The organism is Pseudonocardia sp. CA-142604 (assembly GCF_050948475.1).
GTDB classification, from domain to species: Bacteria; Actinomycetota; Actinomycetes; order Mycobacteriales; family Pseudonocardiaceae; genus Pseudonocardia; species Pseudonocardia alaniniphila.
Window position 1 is genome coordinate 425966 of record NZ_CP192045.1, and the last position, 17780, is coordinate 443745.

18 protein-coding genes are annotated in these 17780 nt (G+C 70.8%); 2 read left to right on the forward strand and 16 right to left on the reverse strand.

From position 1 onward, the window contains the following. The first annotated feature begins 28 nt into the window (after positions 1 to 28). Complete coding sequence (gene purM, locus ACQPZQ_RS02045; protein ID WP_433291408.1) at positions 29 to 1123, forward strand: phosphoribosylformylglycinamidine cyclo-ligase; 1095 nt, start codon at positions 29 to 31, stop codon at positions 1121 to 1123. Here purM and ACQPZQ_RS02050 read toward each other — a convergent pair. The 7 genes from ACQPZQ_RS02050 to ACQPZQ_RS02080 all read right to left on the reverse strand — a co-directional run bounded on the left by ACQPZQ_RS02050 (position 1098) and on the right by ACQPZQ_RS02080 (position 8505). Further along, entirely contained in the window at positions 1098 to 1853 is a 756-nt protein-coding gene (locus ACQPZQ_RS02050) for an NUDIX hydrolase (RefSeq protein WP_433291410.1), read from the reverse strand. The genes purM and ACQPZQ_RS02050 overlap by 26 nt on opposite strands. A gap of 620 nt (positions 1854 to 2473) precedes the next feature. Next, the gene (locus tag ACQPZQ_RS02055) at positions 2474 to 3475 is read right to left on the reverse strand and encodes a Gfo/Idh/MocA family protein (protein ID WP_433298962.1); all 1002 of its coding nucleotides are present in this window, start codon (positions 3473 to 3475) and stop codon (positions 2474 to 2476) included. A gap of 23 nt (positions 3476 to 3498) precedes the next feature. Beyond that, on the reverse strand, positions 3499 to 4275 hold the full coding sequence (locus ACQPZQ_RS02060; RefSeq protein WP_433291413.1) for an SDR family oxidoreductase: 777 nt from the start codon (positions 4273 to 4275) through the stop codon (positions 3499 to 3501). Continuing rightward, positions 4275 to 5441, reverse strand: a complete 1167-nt coding sequence (locus tag ACQPZQ_RS02065; protein ID WP_433291415.1) for a phytanoyl-CoA dioxygenase family protein — start codon at positions 5439 to 5441, stop codon at positions 4275 to 4277. The genes ACQPZQ_RS02060 and ACQPZQ_RS02065 overlap by 1 nt, the downstream gene beginning before the upstream one ends. A 40-nt stretch (positions 5442 to 5481) precedes the next feature. Continuing rightward, on the reverse strand, positions 5482 to 6477 hold the full coding sequence (locus tag ACQPZQ_RS02070) for a sugar phosphate isomerase/epimerase family protein (protein ID WP_433291418.1): 996 nt from the start codon (positions 6475 to 6477) through the stop codon (positions 5482 to 5484). Between the two features lie 13 nt (positions 6478 to 6490). Further along, entirely contained in the window at positions 6491 to 7270 is a 780-nt protein-coding gene (locus ACQPZQ_RS02075) for a PDR/VanB family oxidoreductase (RefSeq protein ID WP_433291420.1), read from the reverse strand. Beyond that, the gene (locus ACQPZQ_RS02080) at positions 7267 to 8505 is read right to left on the reverse strand and encodes a cytochrome P450 (protein WP_433291422.1); all 1239 of its coding nucleotides are present in this window, start codon (positions 8503 to 8505) and stop codon (positions 7267 to 7269) included. The genes ACQPZQ_RS02075 and ACQPZQ_RS02080 overlap by 4 nt, the downstream gene beginning before the upstream one ends. Positions 8506 to 8640: 135 nt before the next feature. Between ACQPZQ_RS02080 and ACQPZQ_RS02085 the strand changes: the two genes are divergently transcribed. Then, entirely contained in the window at positions 8641 to 9618 is a 978-nt protein-coding gene (locus ACQPZQ_RS02085) for a LacI family DNA-binding transcriptional regulator (RefSeq protein ID WP_433298964.1), read from the forward strand. 13 nt (positions 9619 to 9631) lie between these two features. Here the strand turns inward: ACQPZQ_RS02085 and ACQPZQ_RS02090 are convergent, their stop codons facing one another. The 9 genes from ACQPZQ_RS02090 to ACQPZQ_RS02130 form a co-directional block, all read right to left on the reverse strand. Continuing rightward, positions 9632 to 9805, reverse strand: coding sequence for a hypothetical protein (locus ACQPZQ_RS02090; RefSeq protein ID WP_433291425.1), 174 nt, complete (start codon positions 9803 to 9805; stop codon positions 9632 to 9634). A gap of 227 nt (positions 9806 to 10032) precedes the next feature. After that, a complete protein-coding gene (locus ACQPZQ_RS02095) occupies positions 10033 to 10905 on the reverse strand; it encodes a sugar phosphate isomerase/epimerase family protein (protein ID WP_433291427.1) in 873 nt (290 codons plus the stop codon). Continuing rightward, positions 10902 to 11948: a Gfo/Idh/MocA family oxidoreductase gene (locus ACQPZQ_RS02100; RefSeq protein ID WP_433291429.1), complete on the reverse strand. Its 1047-nt coding sequence runs from the start codon at positions 11946 to 11948 to the stop codon at positions 10902 to 10904. The genes ACQPZQ_RS02095 and ACQPZQ_RS02100 overlap by 4 nt, the downstream gene beginning before the upstream one ends. Further along, entirely contained in the window at positions 11945 to 12814 is an 870-nt protein-coding gene (locus ACQPZQ_RS02105) for a sugar phosphate isomerase/epimerase family protein (protein ID WP_433291432.1), read from the reverse strand. Before ACQPZQ_RS02105 ends, ACQPZQ_RS02100 begins: the two co-directional genes overlap by 4 nt. Next, on the reverse strand, positions 12811 to 13830 hold the full coding sequence (locus tag ACQPZQ_RS02110) for a Gfo/Idh/MocA family oxidoreductase (protein ID WP_433291434.1): 1020 nt from the start codon (positions 13828 to 13830) through the stop codon (positions 12811 to 12813). The genes ACQPZQ_RS02105 and ACQPZQ_RS02110 overlap by 4 nt, the downstream gene beginning before the upstream one ends. A 34-nt stretch (positions 13831 to 13864) precedes the next feature. Further along, complete coding sequence (locus ACQPZQ_RS02115) at positions 13865 to 14680, reverse strand: ATP-binding cassette domain-containing protein (RefSeq protein ID WP_433291436.1); 816 nt, start codon at positions 14678 to 14680, stop codon at positions 13865 to 13867. Positions 14681 to 14688: 8 nt separating this feature from the next. Further along, positions 14689 to 15675 carry an ABC transporter permease gene (locus ACQPZQ_RS02120; protein WP_241041881.1) on the reverse strand — a complete coding sequence of 329 codons (987 nt, stop codon included), beginning with the start codon at positions 15673 to 15675 and terminating at the stop codon, positions 14689 to 14691. Positions 15676 to 15818: 143 nt separating this feature from the next. Beyond that, positions 15819 to 16808, reverse strand: coding sequence for a substrate-binding domain-containing protein (locus ACQPZQ_RS02125; protein ID WP_433291439.1), 990 nt, complete (start codon positions 16806 to 16808; stop codon positions 15819 to 15821). A gap of 48 nt (positions 16809 to 16856) precedes the next feature. Beyond that, entirely contained in the window at positions 16857 to 17780 is a 924-nt protein-coding gene (locus tag ACQPZQ_RS02130) for a TIM barrel protein (protein ID WP_433291441.1), read from the reverse strand.

A 17780-nucleotide genomic window follows, 5' to 3' on the forward strand; every position in this document is an offset into this window, starting at 1 on the left:
CCCCAGTCACGCCAGGAGCGTTGCGACGATGCCGCCGACCATCTCGGGAGCCGACGGACCGAGAGCCAGCTATGCCGGAGCCGGCGTCGACATCGACGCAGGTGAGCGCGCGGTCGAGGCATTGCGTCCGTTCGCCGAGAAGGCGAGCCGGCCAGAGGTGATGGGCGGTATCGGCGGCTTCGCGGGGCTGTTCGCGCTGAAGATGGGCCGCTACACCGAACCGGTGCTCGCGGCGTCCACCGACGGCGTCGGCACCAAGATCGCCATTGCACAGGCGCTCGACAAGCACGACACGATCGGGCTCGACCTCGTGGCGATGGTGGTCGACGACCTCGTCGTGTGCGGGGCCGAACCGCTGTTCCTGCAGGACTACATCGCCGTCGGGCGCCTCGTGCCCGACCAGGTCGCCACCATCGTCAAGGGCATCGCCGAGGGGTGCCAGCAGGCAGGCTGCGCGCTGCTGGGCGGGGAGACCGCCGAGCATCCCGGGCTGATGGAGGACGGCAGCTACGACATCTCCGCCACCGGCGTGGGGATCGTCGAGGCCGACGCGATGTTGCGGCCCGACCGGGTGCGCCCGGGCGACGTGCTCCTGGCGATGGGCTCGTCCGGCCTGCACTCCAACGGCTACTCGCTGGCGCGGCACGTGCTGCTGGAGATCGCCCGGATGCCGCTGGCCGGGCACGTCGAGGAGTTCGGGCACACCCTCGGCGAGGAGCTTCTCGTCCCCACCAGGATCTACGCCCGCGACTGCCTCGCGCTGGCCGCCGAGACCGGCGTGCGCACCTTCGCCCACATCACCGGCGGAGGGCTGGCCCGCAACCTCGCACGGGTGCTCCCCGCTGGGCTCGAAGCGGTGGTGGAGCGCGGCACCTGGACTCCGGCGCCGGTGTTCAAGCTGATCGCCTCCCGCGGCCGCGTCGACCGCGCGGAGATGGAGAAGACGTTCAACATGGGCGTCGGGATGGTGGCGGTGGTGCCGGCCGACGACGTCGACCGCGCTCTGGCCGTGCTCACCGCCCGGCACGTCCCCGCGTGGGTGCTGGGCGAGGTGCGACGTGCGGGCGCCGAGGCGCCTGTCGACGGCCCGGTGCACCTCAAGGGAGACCACCCCCGCTTCTGACGCCCGCGCCGACCGGCTCGGGCCGCCGGTCCTGGGCAGGAACGTGCACGCCACGAGCGGCCGCCGGGATCGGCTCGCGGAGCATCGGCGGGTGCAAGGCCGTGGCGTCTCCGCTCCGGAACAGCTGACCAGGACGGCCGCGGCCGGTGCGCACCTTCTCGCCGGTGGGTAGCAGGAAGCCCGGCGTGGAGGTGACCTTCCGCTGAAAGTTGCGCGGGTCGATCGTGGTGTCCCACACCGCCTCGTACACGCGACGTAGCTGCGACACCGTGAACTCCGGCGGGCAGAAGGACGTGGCCAGCGTCGAGTATTCGAGCTTCGCCCTGGCCCGCTCGACGCCGTCGGCGAGGATCCGCGCGTGGTCGAACGCGAGCGGCCCGACGTCGCGGACGGCGTGCCACGCCCCGAAGCCGTCCGCAGGCCCGGCGAGACCGGGGAGGAGCGCGAGGTGGCCGACGGTCAGCACCCGGCCTCGCGGGTCGCGGTCGGGGCCGGCATAGCTGCCGAGCTGCTCGAGGTGATGGTGGTCGACGGTCAGTCCCGTCTCTTCCATCAGCTCGCGGGTGGCGGCGTCGAGGAGGTCCTCGTGTGGTCGCACGAATCCACCCGGCAGCGCTGGTTCATCGAGGAACGGTGGTGCCGGCCGTTGCACGAGCAGCACACAGAGCCGGTCGTCGCGCACGGTGAGGACCACCAGGTCGACCGCTACCGCGAAAAGGTTGCCACGCATCGGATCTCACCCTGACGAGGAGGGGCAGATGATCGAACGGGCAGACGCTACAGGTGGCCCCGGAGCGCACGAACGGACGACCTTGCCCTAACAAGCTGATGTATTGACAAGTGAGCTTGGACACAGATATCCGGCGCCGGCGCCTCCCTGCTGATCTCGTTCGTCCCCCGGCCGAAGGGTCGGGGATCGTCGTACTCATCACCACTCTGTCGATCGTCTCCGGCCGCCGGTTCGTTCCAGGAGGAGCGCCGTCGTACTCTCAGGAACTCGAGGACGAATTCCGTGCTCTCGACGTGGCCGCGCGGCGCGGGGCCCCGCTCCCACGGCCTGACCAGCGCGGCCGGCACCTCGGCCGCTGATCGCCGCGGGTGCGCGGGCGGCGTGTGATCCGTGCGCCGGCCACGCTGCCCGTGGCAGGACCAGGACGACGCCGATGAGGGAGCCATGGCGCAGCGCGCGGTGGATCGGCGCTCCGTGGCGTCTGGCCGACAAGGCGGTCCGCCGGGTCCGGGAGAGTGGTCGCTCGGCGTTGGCGCGGGCAGCGCGCCTGACGGACTGAACCACGGAGCCACAGTGTTGTTCGGGCGGGCCGCCCCACAGCACTACGGCTCCACAGTTCGTCAGCTCCGCACGTCGGCGATACGGACTACGCGGTGTTCCTGTAGCGACAGGGCGGCGGCCTCGGCGATCCAGACCACCTCCATGGCGTCGTCGACGGTGCAGGGGGAGGGGCGTTCGCCGGCCACGACCTGGGCGAATGCGGCGAGCTCGGCGCGGAACGCCGCGGCGAGCCGGTCCATGAAGAACCCGTGCGGTGGGCCGCTCGGGAACGTCACGCCGGGTTCGGTCGAGCGGAGGGGGAGCCCGTCGTCCAGTCCGGCGGCGACGCTGTCGGCCGAACCGTGCAGCTCCAGCCGCACGTCGTAGCCGCGCGGGTTGTAGCGGCTGTTCGAGACCAGGGCGAGGGTGGCGTCGTCGAGGGTCAGCACGGTGGCCGCCGTGTCGACGTCCCCGGCTTCGGCGATGAACTGCTCGCCCCGGTTCGAGCCGGTCGCGTACACCTCGACGACCTCCCGGCCGGTGACCCATCGGACGGCGTCGAAGTCGTGCACGGCACAGTCGCGGAAGATCCCACCGGAACCGGCGATGTAGGCGGGTGGCGGAGGCGCCGGGTCGAGCGTGGTCGAGCGCACGGTGTGCAGCCACCCGAGCTCGCCGCTCACCACCGCAGCGCGGGCCGCCAGGAATCCGGGGTCGAACCGCCGCGGGTACCCGACCTGCACGGCGACGCCGGTCGCGCGTACCCGCTCGGCCACGGCGAGGGCATCGGTGGCGCTCCGGGCGAGCGGCTTCTCGCAGAACGTCGGCAGGCCGGCGTCGACCGCGGCGAGGAGCAGTTCGGGGTGGGCGTCGGTGGCCGCCGCGATCAGCACCCCGTCGACGCCGGCGGCGAGCAGCTTGGCGGGCGATTCGACCGCTTCGGCGCCCACCCGTTCGGCGACCTCGGCCGTGACGGCGGGAACGGCATCGGTGACGACGAGCGAGCCGACCCCGGGCAGCTCACTGAGCGTCTGTGCGTGGAACGCGCCGATCCGGCCGAGACCGATCAGCCCGATGCGCAGTGATCCGTTCGATAGCGATCCGTTCAATCCAGTCCTCCGAAGACGTTCTGGTCCCAGTCGATGACGGAGCCGGTGACGACGCCGCTGCGATCGGACAGCAGGAACACGATGAAGTCGGCGATCTCGTCGACCCGTCCGAGGCGGCCCATCGGCAGCCGCTCCCCGGCGCGTTCGCGCCAGTCGTCTCCGGCGGCGTGGAAGGTGCGCTGGGTGTCGTCCTCGCCCTCGGTGTCGGTCCAGCCGATGTCGAGGCCGTTGATCCGGATGCGGTCGAAGCGGTGGGCGTGCGCGGCGTTGCGGGTGAGCCCTGCCAGCCCGGCCTTCGCGGCGACGTAGGGAGCGAGATAGGGCTGTCCGCCGAGCTCCGACGTGGAGATGACGTTGACGATCGCGCCGGGCGCCGACCGGCCGAGCATGTCGCGCACAGCGGCCTGCATGACGAAGAACGGCCCCCGCAGGTTGACGGCGATGTGCTGGTCGAACAGCTCGGGGGTGGTGTCGACCAGGGTGCCGCGCGATGTCAGCCCGGCCGCGTTGACCAGCGCGTCCACCCGCCCGAACTCCGCGATCACCGTGGCGACCGACTCCTGCGCCTGCTCGACGTCGGCGACGTCGGCCGGGACGAAGAGCGCCTGGCCGCCTGCCTCTCGAAGCTCGGCCACCAGCTTCTCGCCGGGCTCGCGGCGCCTGCCGGTCACGGCCACCGACGCCCCTTCGCGGACGGCGGCTCGGGCCACGCCGGCGCCGACCCCCTGCGTGCCGCCGCTGACCAGCACGACCCGGTCGTCCAGCAGCCCCATCAGGCGGTCCTCCGGCGCTCGGACCAGGCCGCCAGTTCGGCCCGGAAGGTGTTGTCGGCCCAGCCTTCGGCCACCGCCCGCCGGACGAGGTCGGCCTGGCTGGGCGGGGCGAGGCCGTCGACGGGCGGGTCGCGGTCCAGGTTCGTCGGGAATGCGTAGCCCTCCGCCGCAGCGGCGATCGCGTTGCCGGTGGCGTCCGCCCCGCGGGTGCGCAGGGTGGGGTAGAGCGCGAGGCACATCGCTTCGCGGTCCACGCTCTCCATCGCCCGCCCGAAGGCCGACGAGACCTGCAGCAGGTTGGCCATCCGGCGGACGTCGGCGGACCGGTTGTGTCCGGCGCCGTGGATCACCGCCGGGTTGAAGAACGCGGCGTCGCCGGTCGACAGCGGGAGCTGGACGTTGTGGGCCTCGAAGAACAACCGGAAGTCCGGCAGGTTCGCGGCGAGATAGCCCGGCTCGTACTTCTGCGAGTGCGGGAGGTACAGGGTGGGGCCGCTCTCCACCGGCATGTCGGAGTGGGCGACGGCGCCTTGCAGCGTGAGCACGGGGGAGAGCCGGTGCACGTGCGCCGGGTACTGCTCGATCGTCGTGCCCGGCAGGAAGCCGAGGTGGTAGTCGCGGTGGCCCACCTGCGCCGTGCCGCCCGGGTTGACCAGGTTGATCTGAGAGGTCATCTGGTAGCCGGGGCCCAGCCATGCCTCCGCGACCAGCGCGAGCACGTCGTTCGAGTAGTAGTCGACGAACACCTCCGGGGCGCGCAGCGCGAGCTTCTCCAGGGCGTTCCACACGCGGTCGTTCGCGCCCGGGGGCGCGAAGTGGTCACCTGCGACCGTTCCCGCCGCCCGTTGCCCGGCGATCAGCTCCTCGAACACCGCGGTGGCGCGGTCGACGACGCCGCGGTCCGGGTAGGCGCCGCGGACGACCACGACCCCGGGCCCGTCGGTGAAGGCGTCGACCAGTTCGGCGCGGACGTCCCAGCGGCCGGCCTCGGTCGCGCCGGCGGTGAGGAGGTCTGCTCCGTCGTAGACCACCACACCCTGCTCGACGGCGGTGGCGTGCGGGTAGCGGCAGGGCTCGGTGGGCTCGCCGAGGAGGGCGGCGAGATCCTCGATCCGGCAGTCCTCGACGGTCAGCCGGCCTCGGGTGGCGTGCGTGATCCTGGGCATCCTCGTCCTCCTTGCGGGGGCGTCGGTGGTGGTGGCGGGGTCAGGCGCGATCGGAGGCGGTGAGCAGTACCCGCGCCGCGAAGCGCAGCCCGTCGAGCCGGTCGAGCTCCTGGTCCTCGTGCTCGATGTTCACGGCCATGTCGGGGTCGATCTTCTCCAGCGCGGCGAGGAAGTCGCTCCAGAAGGCGACGTCGTGGCCGCGCCCGACGGCGACGAAGTCCCACGACGAGCTCGTCGGCCAGCGGCTGAGCGTGTAGCGGCCGCCGAGCGACACGGCTCCCGGCTCGTCGGGTCGCACACGGCCGAACCGGTCGTCGAGCACTCCGTTGATCTTCGCGTGCTCGTTGATGCGGGTGTCTTTCGCCGCGGCGTTCTGGACGAGGCCGCCGAGCGCCCCCAGCGCCGCGATCGGGTCGATCCCCTGCCAGAACAGGTGGCTGGGGTCCATCTCCGCGCCGACGTGCGTCGCGTGGATCTCCTCGGCGAGCCGCACCATCGTGGCCGGGTTGTAGACCAGGTTGTGCGGGTGCATCTCGACGCAGACGATGACGTCGGCGTCGGCGGCGCGCGCCTGGACCGTGCGCCAGTACGGCACGGCCACGTCGTTCCACTGGTGGTCACGGGCGTCGAGGTAGGCGCTGTCCCACGGCAGCACGGTCCACGACGGCAGTTGCCCCTGCGGCTCGGCCGCTGGGAGCCCCGACATCGTGACGACCCGGCGGACGCCGAGGAGCGCGGCGAGCTCGATCGCGTCGAAGACGTCCTGGCCGTGCTTGTCGCGGACTTCGGGGTCGGGATGCAGCGGGTTGCCGTTGCAGTTGAGCGCGGTCAGTTCGATCCTGGCCGCGGCGAACTGGCCGAGGTACTCCTCGCGGGCGTCGTGGCTCGATCGGACGGCGGCGATCGGGAGGTGCGGCGCGGGCAGGAAGCCACCGGAGTTGATCTCGGCGCCGTCCAGCTCCAGGTCGCGCAGCACCCCCAGTGCCTCGGACAGCGGCCTGTCGTGCAGGCAGGCGGTGTACGCACCGAGCTTCATCGGGCGATCCCCTCTAGAGATCCAGCACGAGACGAGGGCAGCGCGACCGGGAGACGCAGATCATCATGCAGTCGTTCACCGCCTGCTCCTCGTCGGTGAGCACGGAGTCACGGTGCTCCGGCTCGCCCGCCAGCACCGCGGTCTCGCAGGTGCCGCACGTGCCTTCGCTGCACGAGGAGAGCACGCCCACCCCGGCCTCCTCGACGACATCGAGGATCGAGCGGTTCGGGGGAATCGTCAACGCGAGGCCGCTGCGGGCCAGCTCGACCTCGAAGGATCCGGAGAGCACGGGCTCGTCCACCGGCTTCGGCGAGAAGCGCTCCACCCGCAACGACCCTTCGGGCCAGCTCGCGCAGCGCTCCTCGACGGCGGCGAGCAGCGGCTCCGGCCCGCAGCAGTAGACGAGGGTGCCGGGCCGCGGCGCACCGAGCAGGCTCTCGAGGTCGAGCAACCCGGTCTCGTCCTGTGGACGCACCGTGACGCGCGGGTCGCCGCCCAGCTCGTCGAGAAACGCCATCGACGTCCGCGTCCGCCCGCCGTAGACGAGCTCCCACTCCGCGCCTGCGGCCTGCGCCGCGGCGACCATCGTGCGGAGCGGGGTGATGCCGATGCCGCCCGCGATGAAGAGATATCTCGGCGAGGGCAGGAGCGGGAAGTGGTTGCGCGGGCCTCGCACCCGCACGCGGGAGCCGGGATGCACAGCGTCGTGGATGTGCGCCGAGCCTCCGCGTCCGAGCTCGTACTCGGGCGCGTCGTCCGCGGTGCGGGGGGCGAGGGTGACGTCCGTTGTCACGTCGTCCTCCCGGTAGGTGTGAACGAGATCGGCAGGTGGTCGAGCACGCGCATGTTCGGTGTGCTGCGGTACAGGTGCATGGGCCCGGAGATCGTGTAGCTGCCGAGCCGTGGAAGCGCGACCTCCAGGGCCACGCGGGCCTCCAGCCGGGCGAGCGGGGCGCCGAGGCAACCGTGCAGGCCCTCGCTGAACGACATGTGCCGCCGCTGGGGACGGGTCACGTCGAAACGGTCCGGGTCCTCGTACTGGCGATCGTCGCGGTTGGCGGAGCCGTAGATCAGGAACACGCGCTCCCCGGCGCCGATCGTGGTGTCGTGCAGGTGCACGTCGCGGGTGGTGGTCCGGCCGGCCACCTGCAGCGGCGCGTCGAAGCGCAGCGCCTCCTCCACGGCCGCGGGGATCAGCGACGGGTCGGTCAGCAGCAAGGAGCGTTGGTCCGGGTTGAGGGCGAGCTCGCGGAAGGCCGTCGACAGCAGGGCCGCGGTGCTTTCCACACCGGCCATGAACAGCACGAACGCCAGTCCGACGATCTCGGAGTCGCGATCGATCACCGGCGGGGCGAACGGCGCTCCGCCGTGGTCGTCGACGGCCGCTGTGACGAGCGTGCTGAGCAGGTCCTCACGCGGGTTGCGGCGCCGCTCCATGAGGACCTCGGCGAGGTAGTCCTTCGTGTTGTGCAACGCGTCCCAGGCGACGGGTGTGAGCCGCGGGTCGTCGTTCTCGCGGTCCTTGAGTCCGTGCGACCAGCGCTCGAGGTCGGCGCGGTCGGAGCCGGTGGTGGGCAGTCCGAGCACGTCGAAGAACACCGCATAGGGGATGGGCCAGGAGAGATCTTGCGCGATGTCGGCCTCGCCGGCATCGGCGATGCGGTCGACGAGGCCGGTGACGACACGGCGGACGTCGTCCTCCAGCTTCGCGATCGTCCGCGGCAGGAACGTCCGCTGCACGATCCGGCGGAGCTGGTCGTGGCGCGGGTTGTCGATGTCGGGCAGGAAGCCCGGTGCGCTCATGTCCTTCGCGGTGTCGTCGATGTCGATGCCCTCGAACGACAGGAAGGTCTCGTGGTCGCGGGCCGCGGCGCGGACGTCGTCGAAGCGGGAGAGGGCGTGGAAGCCCCACTTCTCGTTGACGTAGACCGGTGCTTTGTCGCGTAGCAGGCGGTAGACCGGCCACGGGTCGGCCTTGAAGGCGGCGGAGTAGGGGTTGTAGACGACCGGAGGGCTGAGTGTCGTCACCGCGGTCCTCCTCGAGGCGGCTGCGGGCGGCAGCTTAAAGCGCTTTAACCCCGAGTACTATGCGATTCGACACCAGGAGCTGTCAAGGGAGCGGGGGTCGTCCTGAGCGTCGCGAATTCGGGTCGCAGGCCCCGGCTGGAGGACGTCGCCGCTGCCGTCGGGCTGTCCACCGCATCGGTATCGCTCGTGCTGCGCGGAGTTCCCGGCCCCAGTGCGCAAACTCGCGAGCGCGTGCTGGAGGCCGCCTCCCGTCTGGGCTACCGGCCCGACCGCACCGCGAGCCTGCTGGCCCGCCGGCGCACGCATCTGCTCGGCGTGCCCGTCATGCTGCGCGACGCGTTCCGCGCGGAGCTGGCCGAGGAGGTGCAGCTCGCCGCCGACGAGCGGAGCTACTCCGTTGCACTCGGTGCCGTCACCCCGGTGCACGACGAGGCCCGCGTGGCCGAAACCCTGCTCGACCTGCGGTGTGAGGCTCTCGTGCTGCTCTCCCCCGAGCTCGACGTCGGCGTGCTCGCGGAACTCGGGGGGCGGATCGCGATGGTGGTCGTGGGCCGCCACATCGAGGCCGCGGGCTTCGACGTGGTGCGTGTGGCCGACGATGAGGGGGTCGGGCAGGCCGTCGACCACCTGGTCGGGCTCGGGCACCGCCACATCGTTCACGTCGATGGTGCGGACGCGTCCATGGCCGTCGACCGGCGCGCGGGATTCCTCGCCGGTGCCCGCCGCCACGGCCTCGATGCCGCGCAGGTGCTGCCCGGTGGCTACGACGAGGCGGCGGGTGCCTCGGCCGCCCACCTCCTGCTCGCCGAGCCCACGTTCCCGACCGCGGTGATCGCGGCGAACGACCGCAGCGCGATCGGCCTCCTCGACGTCTTCCTGCGGGCAGGCGTGCAGGTGCCACGCGATGTGTCGGTGGTGGGCTACGACGACGGCGCCTTCGCGCGGCTCGCCCATGTCGACCTCACGACGGTGAGCCAGGAGGCCGGCGCGCAGGCCGTGCACGCCGTGGAGGCTGCCGTCGAACGCCTGGACGGCATCCGCGCCGCGCCACGAGAGGTCGTGCTCACGCCACGGCTCGTCGTCCGCGGGACGACGGGACCGCCACGTCGCTAGGTCGGGTCGCCGACTAGTCCGCGGAGGGCGTGGGGTCGATGCGCCCGGCGTCGCGCGAGCGCTTGAGCTCTCGTAGGTGCTCGGCGATGGCCACCTCCACCGCGGCGCGGACCGCGGCGGGTGAGACGTCGGGGTCGATCGCTCGGGCTGCGGCCAGCGAGCGAGCCGAGACGGAAATGTTGATCACTTCGGTAGCTTTCCCGATGGCTGTTGTAGTAACGGGCACCGGCAGGCCCCGCGCTGTAACCCCCCGGCCATCGCCTGGACGGGCACTGATGTGCCGCCGTTGGCATAGGCCTCCGCAACAAGGTACGCCCTCAGTTCGACCGGTTGTCGCGGGTCCCGCACCCCGACGAAGACCTCGCCCGGTTTGTTCCATATGCGAAGACTGCGGCGGGCTGCGAGGACCGATCGTCAGCGGCGGAGCAGGGTGTGCAGGTGTTCCAGGCTGGCTCGGACGTCGGTCAGCGGGCCTTCGCCCCGCGGTTCCTCGGTGAGGATCGTGTCCTGCTCGAGGACGTACCAACCGTCGTAGCCGTGGCCGCGCAGGTGCCCGATGATCGCCTCGATGTCGACGTCACCCTGGCCGAGTGGGCGGTACATGCCCTCACCGACGGCCTCGGTGTAGGTGCGCCTGCCCGACTGCACCTGCCCGGCCAGCCGCGCGTCCACGTCCTTGAGATGGGCGTGAGCGATCCGGTGGGGCGCCTGGCGGGTGAGCTCGGCCGGATCGGTGCCGCCGATGAGCAGATGGCCCGTGTCCAGGCACAGCGCGATCGAGGAGCCGTCGAGCACCCGCTGCACCTCCTCGCCGTTCTCGACCATCGTGCCGACGTGCGGATGCAGCACCGCGCGAACGCCGTGCTCGGCGGCGAGGTCCGTGAGCCGGTCCAGGTTGGTCAGCAGAGTGAGCCACCCGGCGTCATCGAGGGCGGGACGGGTGTCGTACCCGTCGAGACCGGAGACGGCCGAGAGCACCAGCACGTCCGACCCGGTCGCCGCGTAGGCCTGCAGCAGCTTCTCGACCTCGGGCACGGGATCGTGGCCCGCCACATGCAGCAGCAGCGGTGTGAACCCACCGACGGCCTGCAGGTGGTGGCGGGAGAGAACCTCGGCCATCGCGCCCGGCTCGGCCGGGAGGAAGCCGTCGGGTCCCAGCTCCGTGGCGGCCATCCCCACGTCCCGCATCTCCGCGAGCACCCGCGAGGGTGGCAGCTGGAAACCCCACCCGGGCACCTCGCACACCCCCCAGGAGATGGGTGCCCCGGCGATCCTCTGGTCAGTCACTTCGGTGGTTCCTCCAGTTCGTACAGCACGCCATGCGGTGTCCGCTGTGGCTTCACGCCGACGGGCAGGCCCGTCTCCCACGACCGTCGTGCCGCCCTGGCCAGGTCGAACGCGGCGAGCGCGTCGTGGCCGGTCACCCGGGGCGCGCCGCCGTCGCGCACGCAGCGGCCGAACGCGTCGAGCTCGTCGGTGTAGGCCTCCGGGTAGCGCTCCTCGAAGTCGCGCGGCATCTCGTGGGACGCGAGCCCGGGTGTGCGCCACTCGTAGTGGCGCCGCCTCGGCGCGTCGATCCGGACGGTCGCGGCGCTGCCCATCACCTCGGTGGAGCACTCGTAGCCGTACCGGGCCGAGCGGGCGTTGTCGATCACGCCGAGGGCGCCGTTCTCGAAGCGCAGTACGACGACGGCGGTGTCGATGTCGCCGAGCGCGGCGAACGCGGGGTCGGACGCCGCCCCGTGCGCGCTGACCTCCACGACCTCGCCCACCAGCCAGCGGGCGACGTCGAGGTCGTGCACGGTGACGTCGACGAAGAACCCGCCCGAGCCGGTGAGGTACGCGGGCGGCGGGGAGGTCATGTCCCGCAACGACGTGCGGAACAGGGTGACCGCGCCCAGCTCGCCGGCCTGGATCCGCTGCGCGGCGGCCACCCAGTCGGGGTCGGAACGGCGGTGGAACCCCACCTGGAACACCACGCCCGCCCGCGCGACGGCGTCGATCACGGCGAGCGTGGTGTCGCGGTCCAGCGAGATCGGCTTCTCGCAGAAGACGTGCTTGCCCGCCGCGGCGGCGGCCACCGCCAGTTCCGCGTGCGAGCCGGTGGAGGTGGCGATCGCCACGGCCTCGACACCCCCGTCGGCCAGCAGCTCGTCGAAGCTCGCCGTCCAGGGCACCTCGAGCTGTTCGGCGAGCTGCCGGGCGACCGCGGTGTCCGCGTCGTACAGGCACGTCAGCCGGGCGGAGGCGCAGCGCGACGCCAGGTTCCGCGCGTGGATCCGTCCCATCCGCCCGAGCCCGGCGAGCCCGACGCCGACGCGGCGGCTCATGCGCCGGCCACGGCGTGACGGCCCAGGTACTCCTGCACCTTCTCCCGGTTGAGGCGCAGCGACTCGCGCGCCCGCTCCTCCCAGGCGAAGACGCACACCGTCGCGATCCCGTCGAACCCGACCTCGGCGAGCGTGGCGAAGAACAGGTCCCAGTCGACCTCGCCCTGCCCCACGTCGAGATGCTGATGGACCCGTGCCGTCGACCCCGGCGGGTTGACGATGTAGCGCAGCCCGGACGAGCCGGTGTGGTCGAACGTGTCGGCGATGTGCAGCTGGGTGAGCAGCGGCCCGGCGTACCGCATGACGTCGGCGAGGTCGCCGCCCTGGTGGAACGTGTGCGGCGCGCAGTACAGGAACGAGACGAGCTCGTTGTCGATCCCGCGGATCAGCTCGACCGCGCCCCGCCCGTCCTCCATGAAGTCGTCGGGATGGGGCTCGAGCACGAGCCGCACGCCCTCCCGCTCGAAGATCGGGAGCAGCTCCTCCAGTGAGCGCCAGAACTGCGCCTCGCTCGCCGCCGCCTGTTCGGGGCGCCCGTTGAATTCGGAGTTCATGACGCCGCAGCCGAGGTCGACGGCGATCTGGATGGCCCGGCGCCAGTAGCGCACCGCGGCCTGGCGCTCGTCCTCGTCGGGGCCCGACCACTTGTAGAGCGGCAGCACCGAGGCGATCTCCACGCCGGCGCCCGCGAGCTCATTGCGGAATGCGGCGATCGTCGCCCGGTCGGCCCGCGGGTGCACGAAGAACGGCAGGAAGTCCTCTCGCGGGGACAGCTCGATGTGCTGGTAGCCGAGCTCCGCGACCAGCGCCGGCAGCTCCAGCAGCGGTGTCTTCCGCAGCATGTAGGGGTCGACCGCGAGCTTCACGGAGTGGGCTCCTTGTAGAGGTCCGGGCGCTGGCGCAGCACCACCGGGACGCGCCCGCCGGAGTGCAGCGCAGCCAGGCCCGTCTCGCACCCGACCGTGGCCGCGTAGCCGTCCCACGCGCTGGGGCCGGTGGTGCCCCCGGCCGTGACGGCGTCGATCCAGGCCTGGAACTCGGTGTCGAACGCGCGGACGAAGCGCTCCCGCCAGTGGCCCGGCACGCGGCCACTGACCTGTCCGGCGCTCTTGACCAGGGCGCCCGCGCTCTCCGACAGCTCGACTGTGCCGTCCTCGCAGACCACCTCGCCGCGGATGTCGTAGCCGAAGCCCGCGTTCACCATGGCCTCGATGTCCACGAGCACACCGCTGGTCATCTCCAGCAGCACGAGCAGCGGGTCGTTGAAGCCGGCCGCGGCCTTGCTGCTCACCCGCGGTTTGAACACGGTGATGGCGGCGATCTCGTCGTCGAACATCCAGCGGGCGACGTCGATGTCGTGCACGGTGCTGTCGTTGATGATCATGTCGCTGGTGAAGTGCGGCGGCACCGACGGGTTGCGGTGCGCGGCGTGCATCAGCAGCGGCAGCCCGATCTCGCCGCTGCTCACCACCTGCTTCATGGCCCGGTACTGCTCGTCGTAACGCCGCATGAAGCCGACCATGACCATCCGCCGCCCCGCGGCGACCTCGGCGTCGACGATCCGGGCGCAGGCCTCCTCGGTGGTCGCGAGTGGCTTCTCGCAGAAGACCTGCTTGCCCGCTTCGATGCAGGCCAGGACGTACTCCTCGTGCGTCGGCCCCCAGGACGTGACGACCACCGCGTCGACGTCCGGATCGGCGATGAGGTCCTGCCCGGTGGCGTGCAGCGTGGCGCGCGGGAGGTCGTCCGCGACCGTCCGCGCGCGGTCGAGGTCCACGTCGGTGACCGCCGCGACCCGCGCCCCGGACAGGACGTGGGTGAGCCGTCTGATGTGGTCCTGGCCGATCATGCCCACGCCGATGACGCCGACGCCTAGAGTCACGTCGCTTCCTCTCCTGGTGTGTGGGGTGCGCTGGCTAGCGCTCGAGCTCGTGGGAGAGCTCGGCGAGCTCCTGCCCGCCCGCCATCTCCGCGGCGAGCTCGTCGAGGGTCACCTCTGCGCGTTTCTTGTCCAGGACGCAGCGACCGAGCTTCAGGATGCAGAAGTGGTCGCCCACCATGAACGCGTGGTGCGGGTTGTGGGTGATGAACACGACGCCGAGGCCGGCGTCGCGAGCCGCGGCCGTGTACTTGAGCACAACACCCGACTGCTTGACGCCGAGTGCGGCGGTCGGCTCGTCGAGGATGAGCACGCGGGCCCCGAAGTACACGGCTCGCGCGATCGCGACGCATTGGCGCTGGCCGCCCGACAGCGTGCCGATGGGCTGGTTGATGTCCTTGACCGCGATTCCCATCTTCTTGAGCTCGGTGTCGGCGATCTCCCGCATTCCCTTGATGTCCAGCGGGGCGAGCGGGTATTTGCCCTTGCGGATCTCCGACCCGAGGAAGAAGTTCCGCCACACCTCCATCAGGCCGACGACGGCCAGGTCCTGGTAGACGGTGGCGATGCCGTGGTCGAGCGACTCGCGCGGTGAGGCGAAATGCACCTCCGCGCCGTCGACCTTGACCACGCCCTCGGTGTGCGGGTGGAGCCCGGAGATGATCTTGATCAGCGTCGACTTCCCGGCGCCGTTGTCCCCGAGGACGCAGGTCACCTCACCGGCGTTGACCGTCAGGTTGATGTCCTCCAGCGCCCGGATGGCGCCGTAGGCCTTGCCGACGCCTGCCATCTCGACGAGCGGGGTGCCCGCCTTCAGATTCGCTGCCGCGTGCTCGGCGATCGTGTCGGTCATGGCCGCCCTCACTTCCTCGTCAGCGCGTAGTTCTTGACGTACAGGTTCACCAGCACCGCGAGCAGGAGCATCGCGCCGAGGAATGTGTAGAACCAGTTCGGATCGAATCCGGCGAAGACGATGCCCTGGGTCGTCATCCCGAAGATGAAGGCGCCGACGGCCGCGCCGATCACCGATCCGTAGCCACCGGTGAGCAGCGTGCCGCCCACGACCGCGGCGATGATGTAGATGAACTCGTTTCCGATTCCCAGGCCGGACTGCACCGACGAGAAGTTGAACAACAGGTGCATTCCGAGGAACCACCCCAGAACCGCGACCGCCATGAAGAGGCCGATCTTCACCTTGGCCACCGGAACGCCCACCGCGCGAGCGCTTGCCGCGTTGCCACCGGAAGCGAAGATCCAGTTTCCGACGCGCGTCCGCAGCAGCACCCACGTCCCGATGGCGACGAACAGCAACCACCAGAGCACGGTGATCTTGACCGTCATGAACCCGAGGTTGATGTCGGACGCGAAGATCGCGTGCGCCAGGCCGAAACCGTCCAGCTCCGAGACGTTGTCGCTTGCGACCGTGCCGGTCACGGCTTTCGTCACACCGAGGTTGACACCGCGGAGCATGAAGAACGTGGACAGGGTGATCAGGAAGCTCGGGATCCCCGTTCTGATCACCAGGTAGCCGTTGACGAACCCGATGACCAGCGCGACCAGCAGGCTGATGAGCACGCCCGCCCAGACGTTCAGGCTCAGCTGGTAGGTGATGAGGGCGGCCGTCAGTGCGCACGTCACCACGGAGACACCGGCCGAGAGGTCGAACTCACCACCGATCATCAGCAGCGCCACACCTACCGCGACGATGCCGATCGTCGAACTCGCGTACAGGACGGTCGCGAAGGACGGGAACGTCCGGAACGGCGGGGCGATCGCGAAGAAGAAGATGAAGATGGCGATCGCCGCCGCCACCGCGCCGATCTCCGGGCGGGTGAGGATGCGCGCCATGAGCGACCGGGTGGGTCGTTGCGCACCGTCTGTACCGGGACTTCTGGGCGGCTCTTTCGTCGCCACTGGGGTCGTCGTCATGGCTGCTCCAGGAGTTGCTGGGCCCGGAGGAGCCGGTCGACCGGCTTCCCCGGGGGACGCGGTCAGCGCGTGTTGTTCTGGGTGTACGGCAGGATCTGGTCGATGTTGCTCTTGTCGACGAAGGACGGCCCGGTGAGCACCGGCTTGCCACCGCCGAGGTCGTTGCCGTTGGTCAGCTCGAACCACAGCCCTTCGACAGCCATATAACCCTGCACGTACGGCTGCTGGTCGACCGAGAAGTCGATCTTCCCGTCCTGGATCGCCTTGGCGGCGTCCTGGTTGAGGTCGAACGTGACGAGCTTCGCCGTGTTGCCCGAGTCGGCCTGGGCCTGCATCGCGGCCATCGCGATCGGGGCCCCGAGCGTGACGATGTGGGTGATCGACGGGTCCTGGCTGAGCTTCGCGCCGATCGTCTGCTGCACCGACGGCAGGTCGGCCCCGTTGACCTGCAGGTTCTCCGTATTCGGGTACGCCTTCTTCACGCCGGCGCATCGCGTCTCGAGCGCGACCGAGCCCTGGGCCTGGATGACGCAGAGGGTCTTGCCGCCGTCGCCCTCCGCGGCGATCCGCTGACCGACCGACTGTCCGGCCAGGTCCTCGTCCGACCCGAAGTACATCTTCGCGCCCGCCTGCTTGTACTGGTCGAGGCCCTGGTTGAACGCGACGACCGGAATGCCGGCGTCGGCCGCCTTCTTCGCCACCGGGATCACCGCGTCGGCGCTGGACAGCGTCACGGCGATGCCGTCGACCTTGCTGTCGATCGCGTTCTGGACGAGCGTGGCCTGCTCGGGGCCCTGCTCGTTGTTCGAGTACTTGAGATCGATGCCGTGCACCCGGGCCGCCTCCTCAGCACCTGCCCGGATCTTGTCCCAGAACGTGTCGCCCGCCTGTTCGTGCGTGATCATCGCGATGGTGTAGGTGCGGCCGCCGGAAGCGCCGCCTGCCTGTTCGGCCTGGTTCCTCGCCCCGCCCTGACTGCTGCACGCCGCCAGGGCGACCCCCAGCGCCGCGAGCACGGCCAGTTGCCGCATGGACTTCCGGGTACTCCTCATCGAGTTTCCTTCCAGTCACAGCCGGCGCCAGCGGCGGCTGAGGATGGGTCAGTAGGGCCACCGCCGGACCGGGCCGAGACCGCAGCCGGCGAAGTACCCGGCCGTGCGGGCGGCGATGGGCAACGGGACGTGCGGCTCCACCGGGTAGAGGTCCTGCTCCACCACGGTGTAGAGATCGGTGTCGAGCGCGGCGAGCGCGTCGAGCAGGGGTGGCATCGCCGGTTCCCCGTACGGCGGCTCGACCATCACCCCGAGCGGCACGGCCTCGGCGAGCGAGAGCTTCTCGGCGCGGACGCGGTCGCGGACAGCGGGGTCGACCTGCTTGAGGTGCACGTACAGGATGCGTTCCGGGAACCGCCGGATGATCGCGATGTTGTCGCCGTCGCAGTAGGAGACGTGCCCGGTGTCGAGGCACAGGTTCACGTACTGCGGGTCGGTGTCGGCGAGGAACCGCTCCACCCGCACCTGCGTGTCGACGTGGGTGTCGGCGTGCGGATGGAACACCAGGTCGACGCCGAACTCCTCGTGCAGGAGCTTCCCGAGCTTGTCGTAGCCGGTGGTGAGGTTCTTCCACTGCTCCGGATCGATGTCGCCGGAATCGGTGGCTGCGCCGGTGTGCATGTCGGTGTACTGCTCGGGCAGCAGCACGAGGTGGCGGGCGCCGAGGGCGGTGAGCAGCCGCGACTCCTTGCGGCACGCCTCCACCGCCTCGTCCAGCGCATCGGCACCGCGGTGCAGCCCGGCGAAGATCGTGCCCCCGCAGAGCGTGAGGTTGCGGGCCTGCAACTCGTCGCGCAGCTGCCCGGGGTCCTGCGGCATGAACCCGGACGGGCCGAGCTCGGTGTGGGTGTAGCCGGCCTGCCCGATCTCGTCGAGGTACTGCTTCCAGTCCACCTGGTGTGGATCGGACGGGAACCACACGCCCCACGAGTCGGGGGCGGTGCCGAGGGTGAGCTTGTCGAGGGCAGCCAT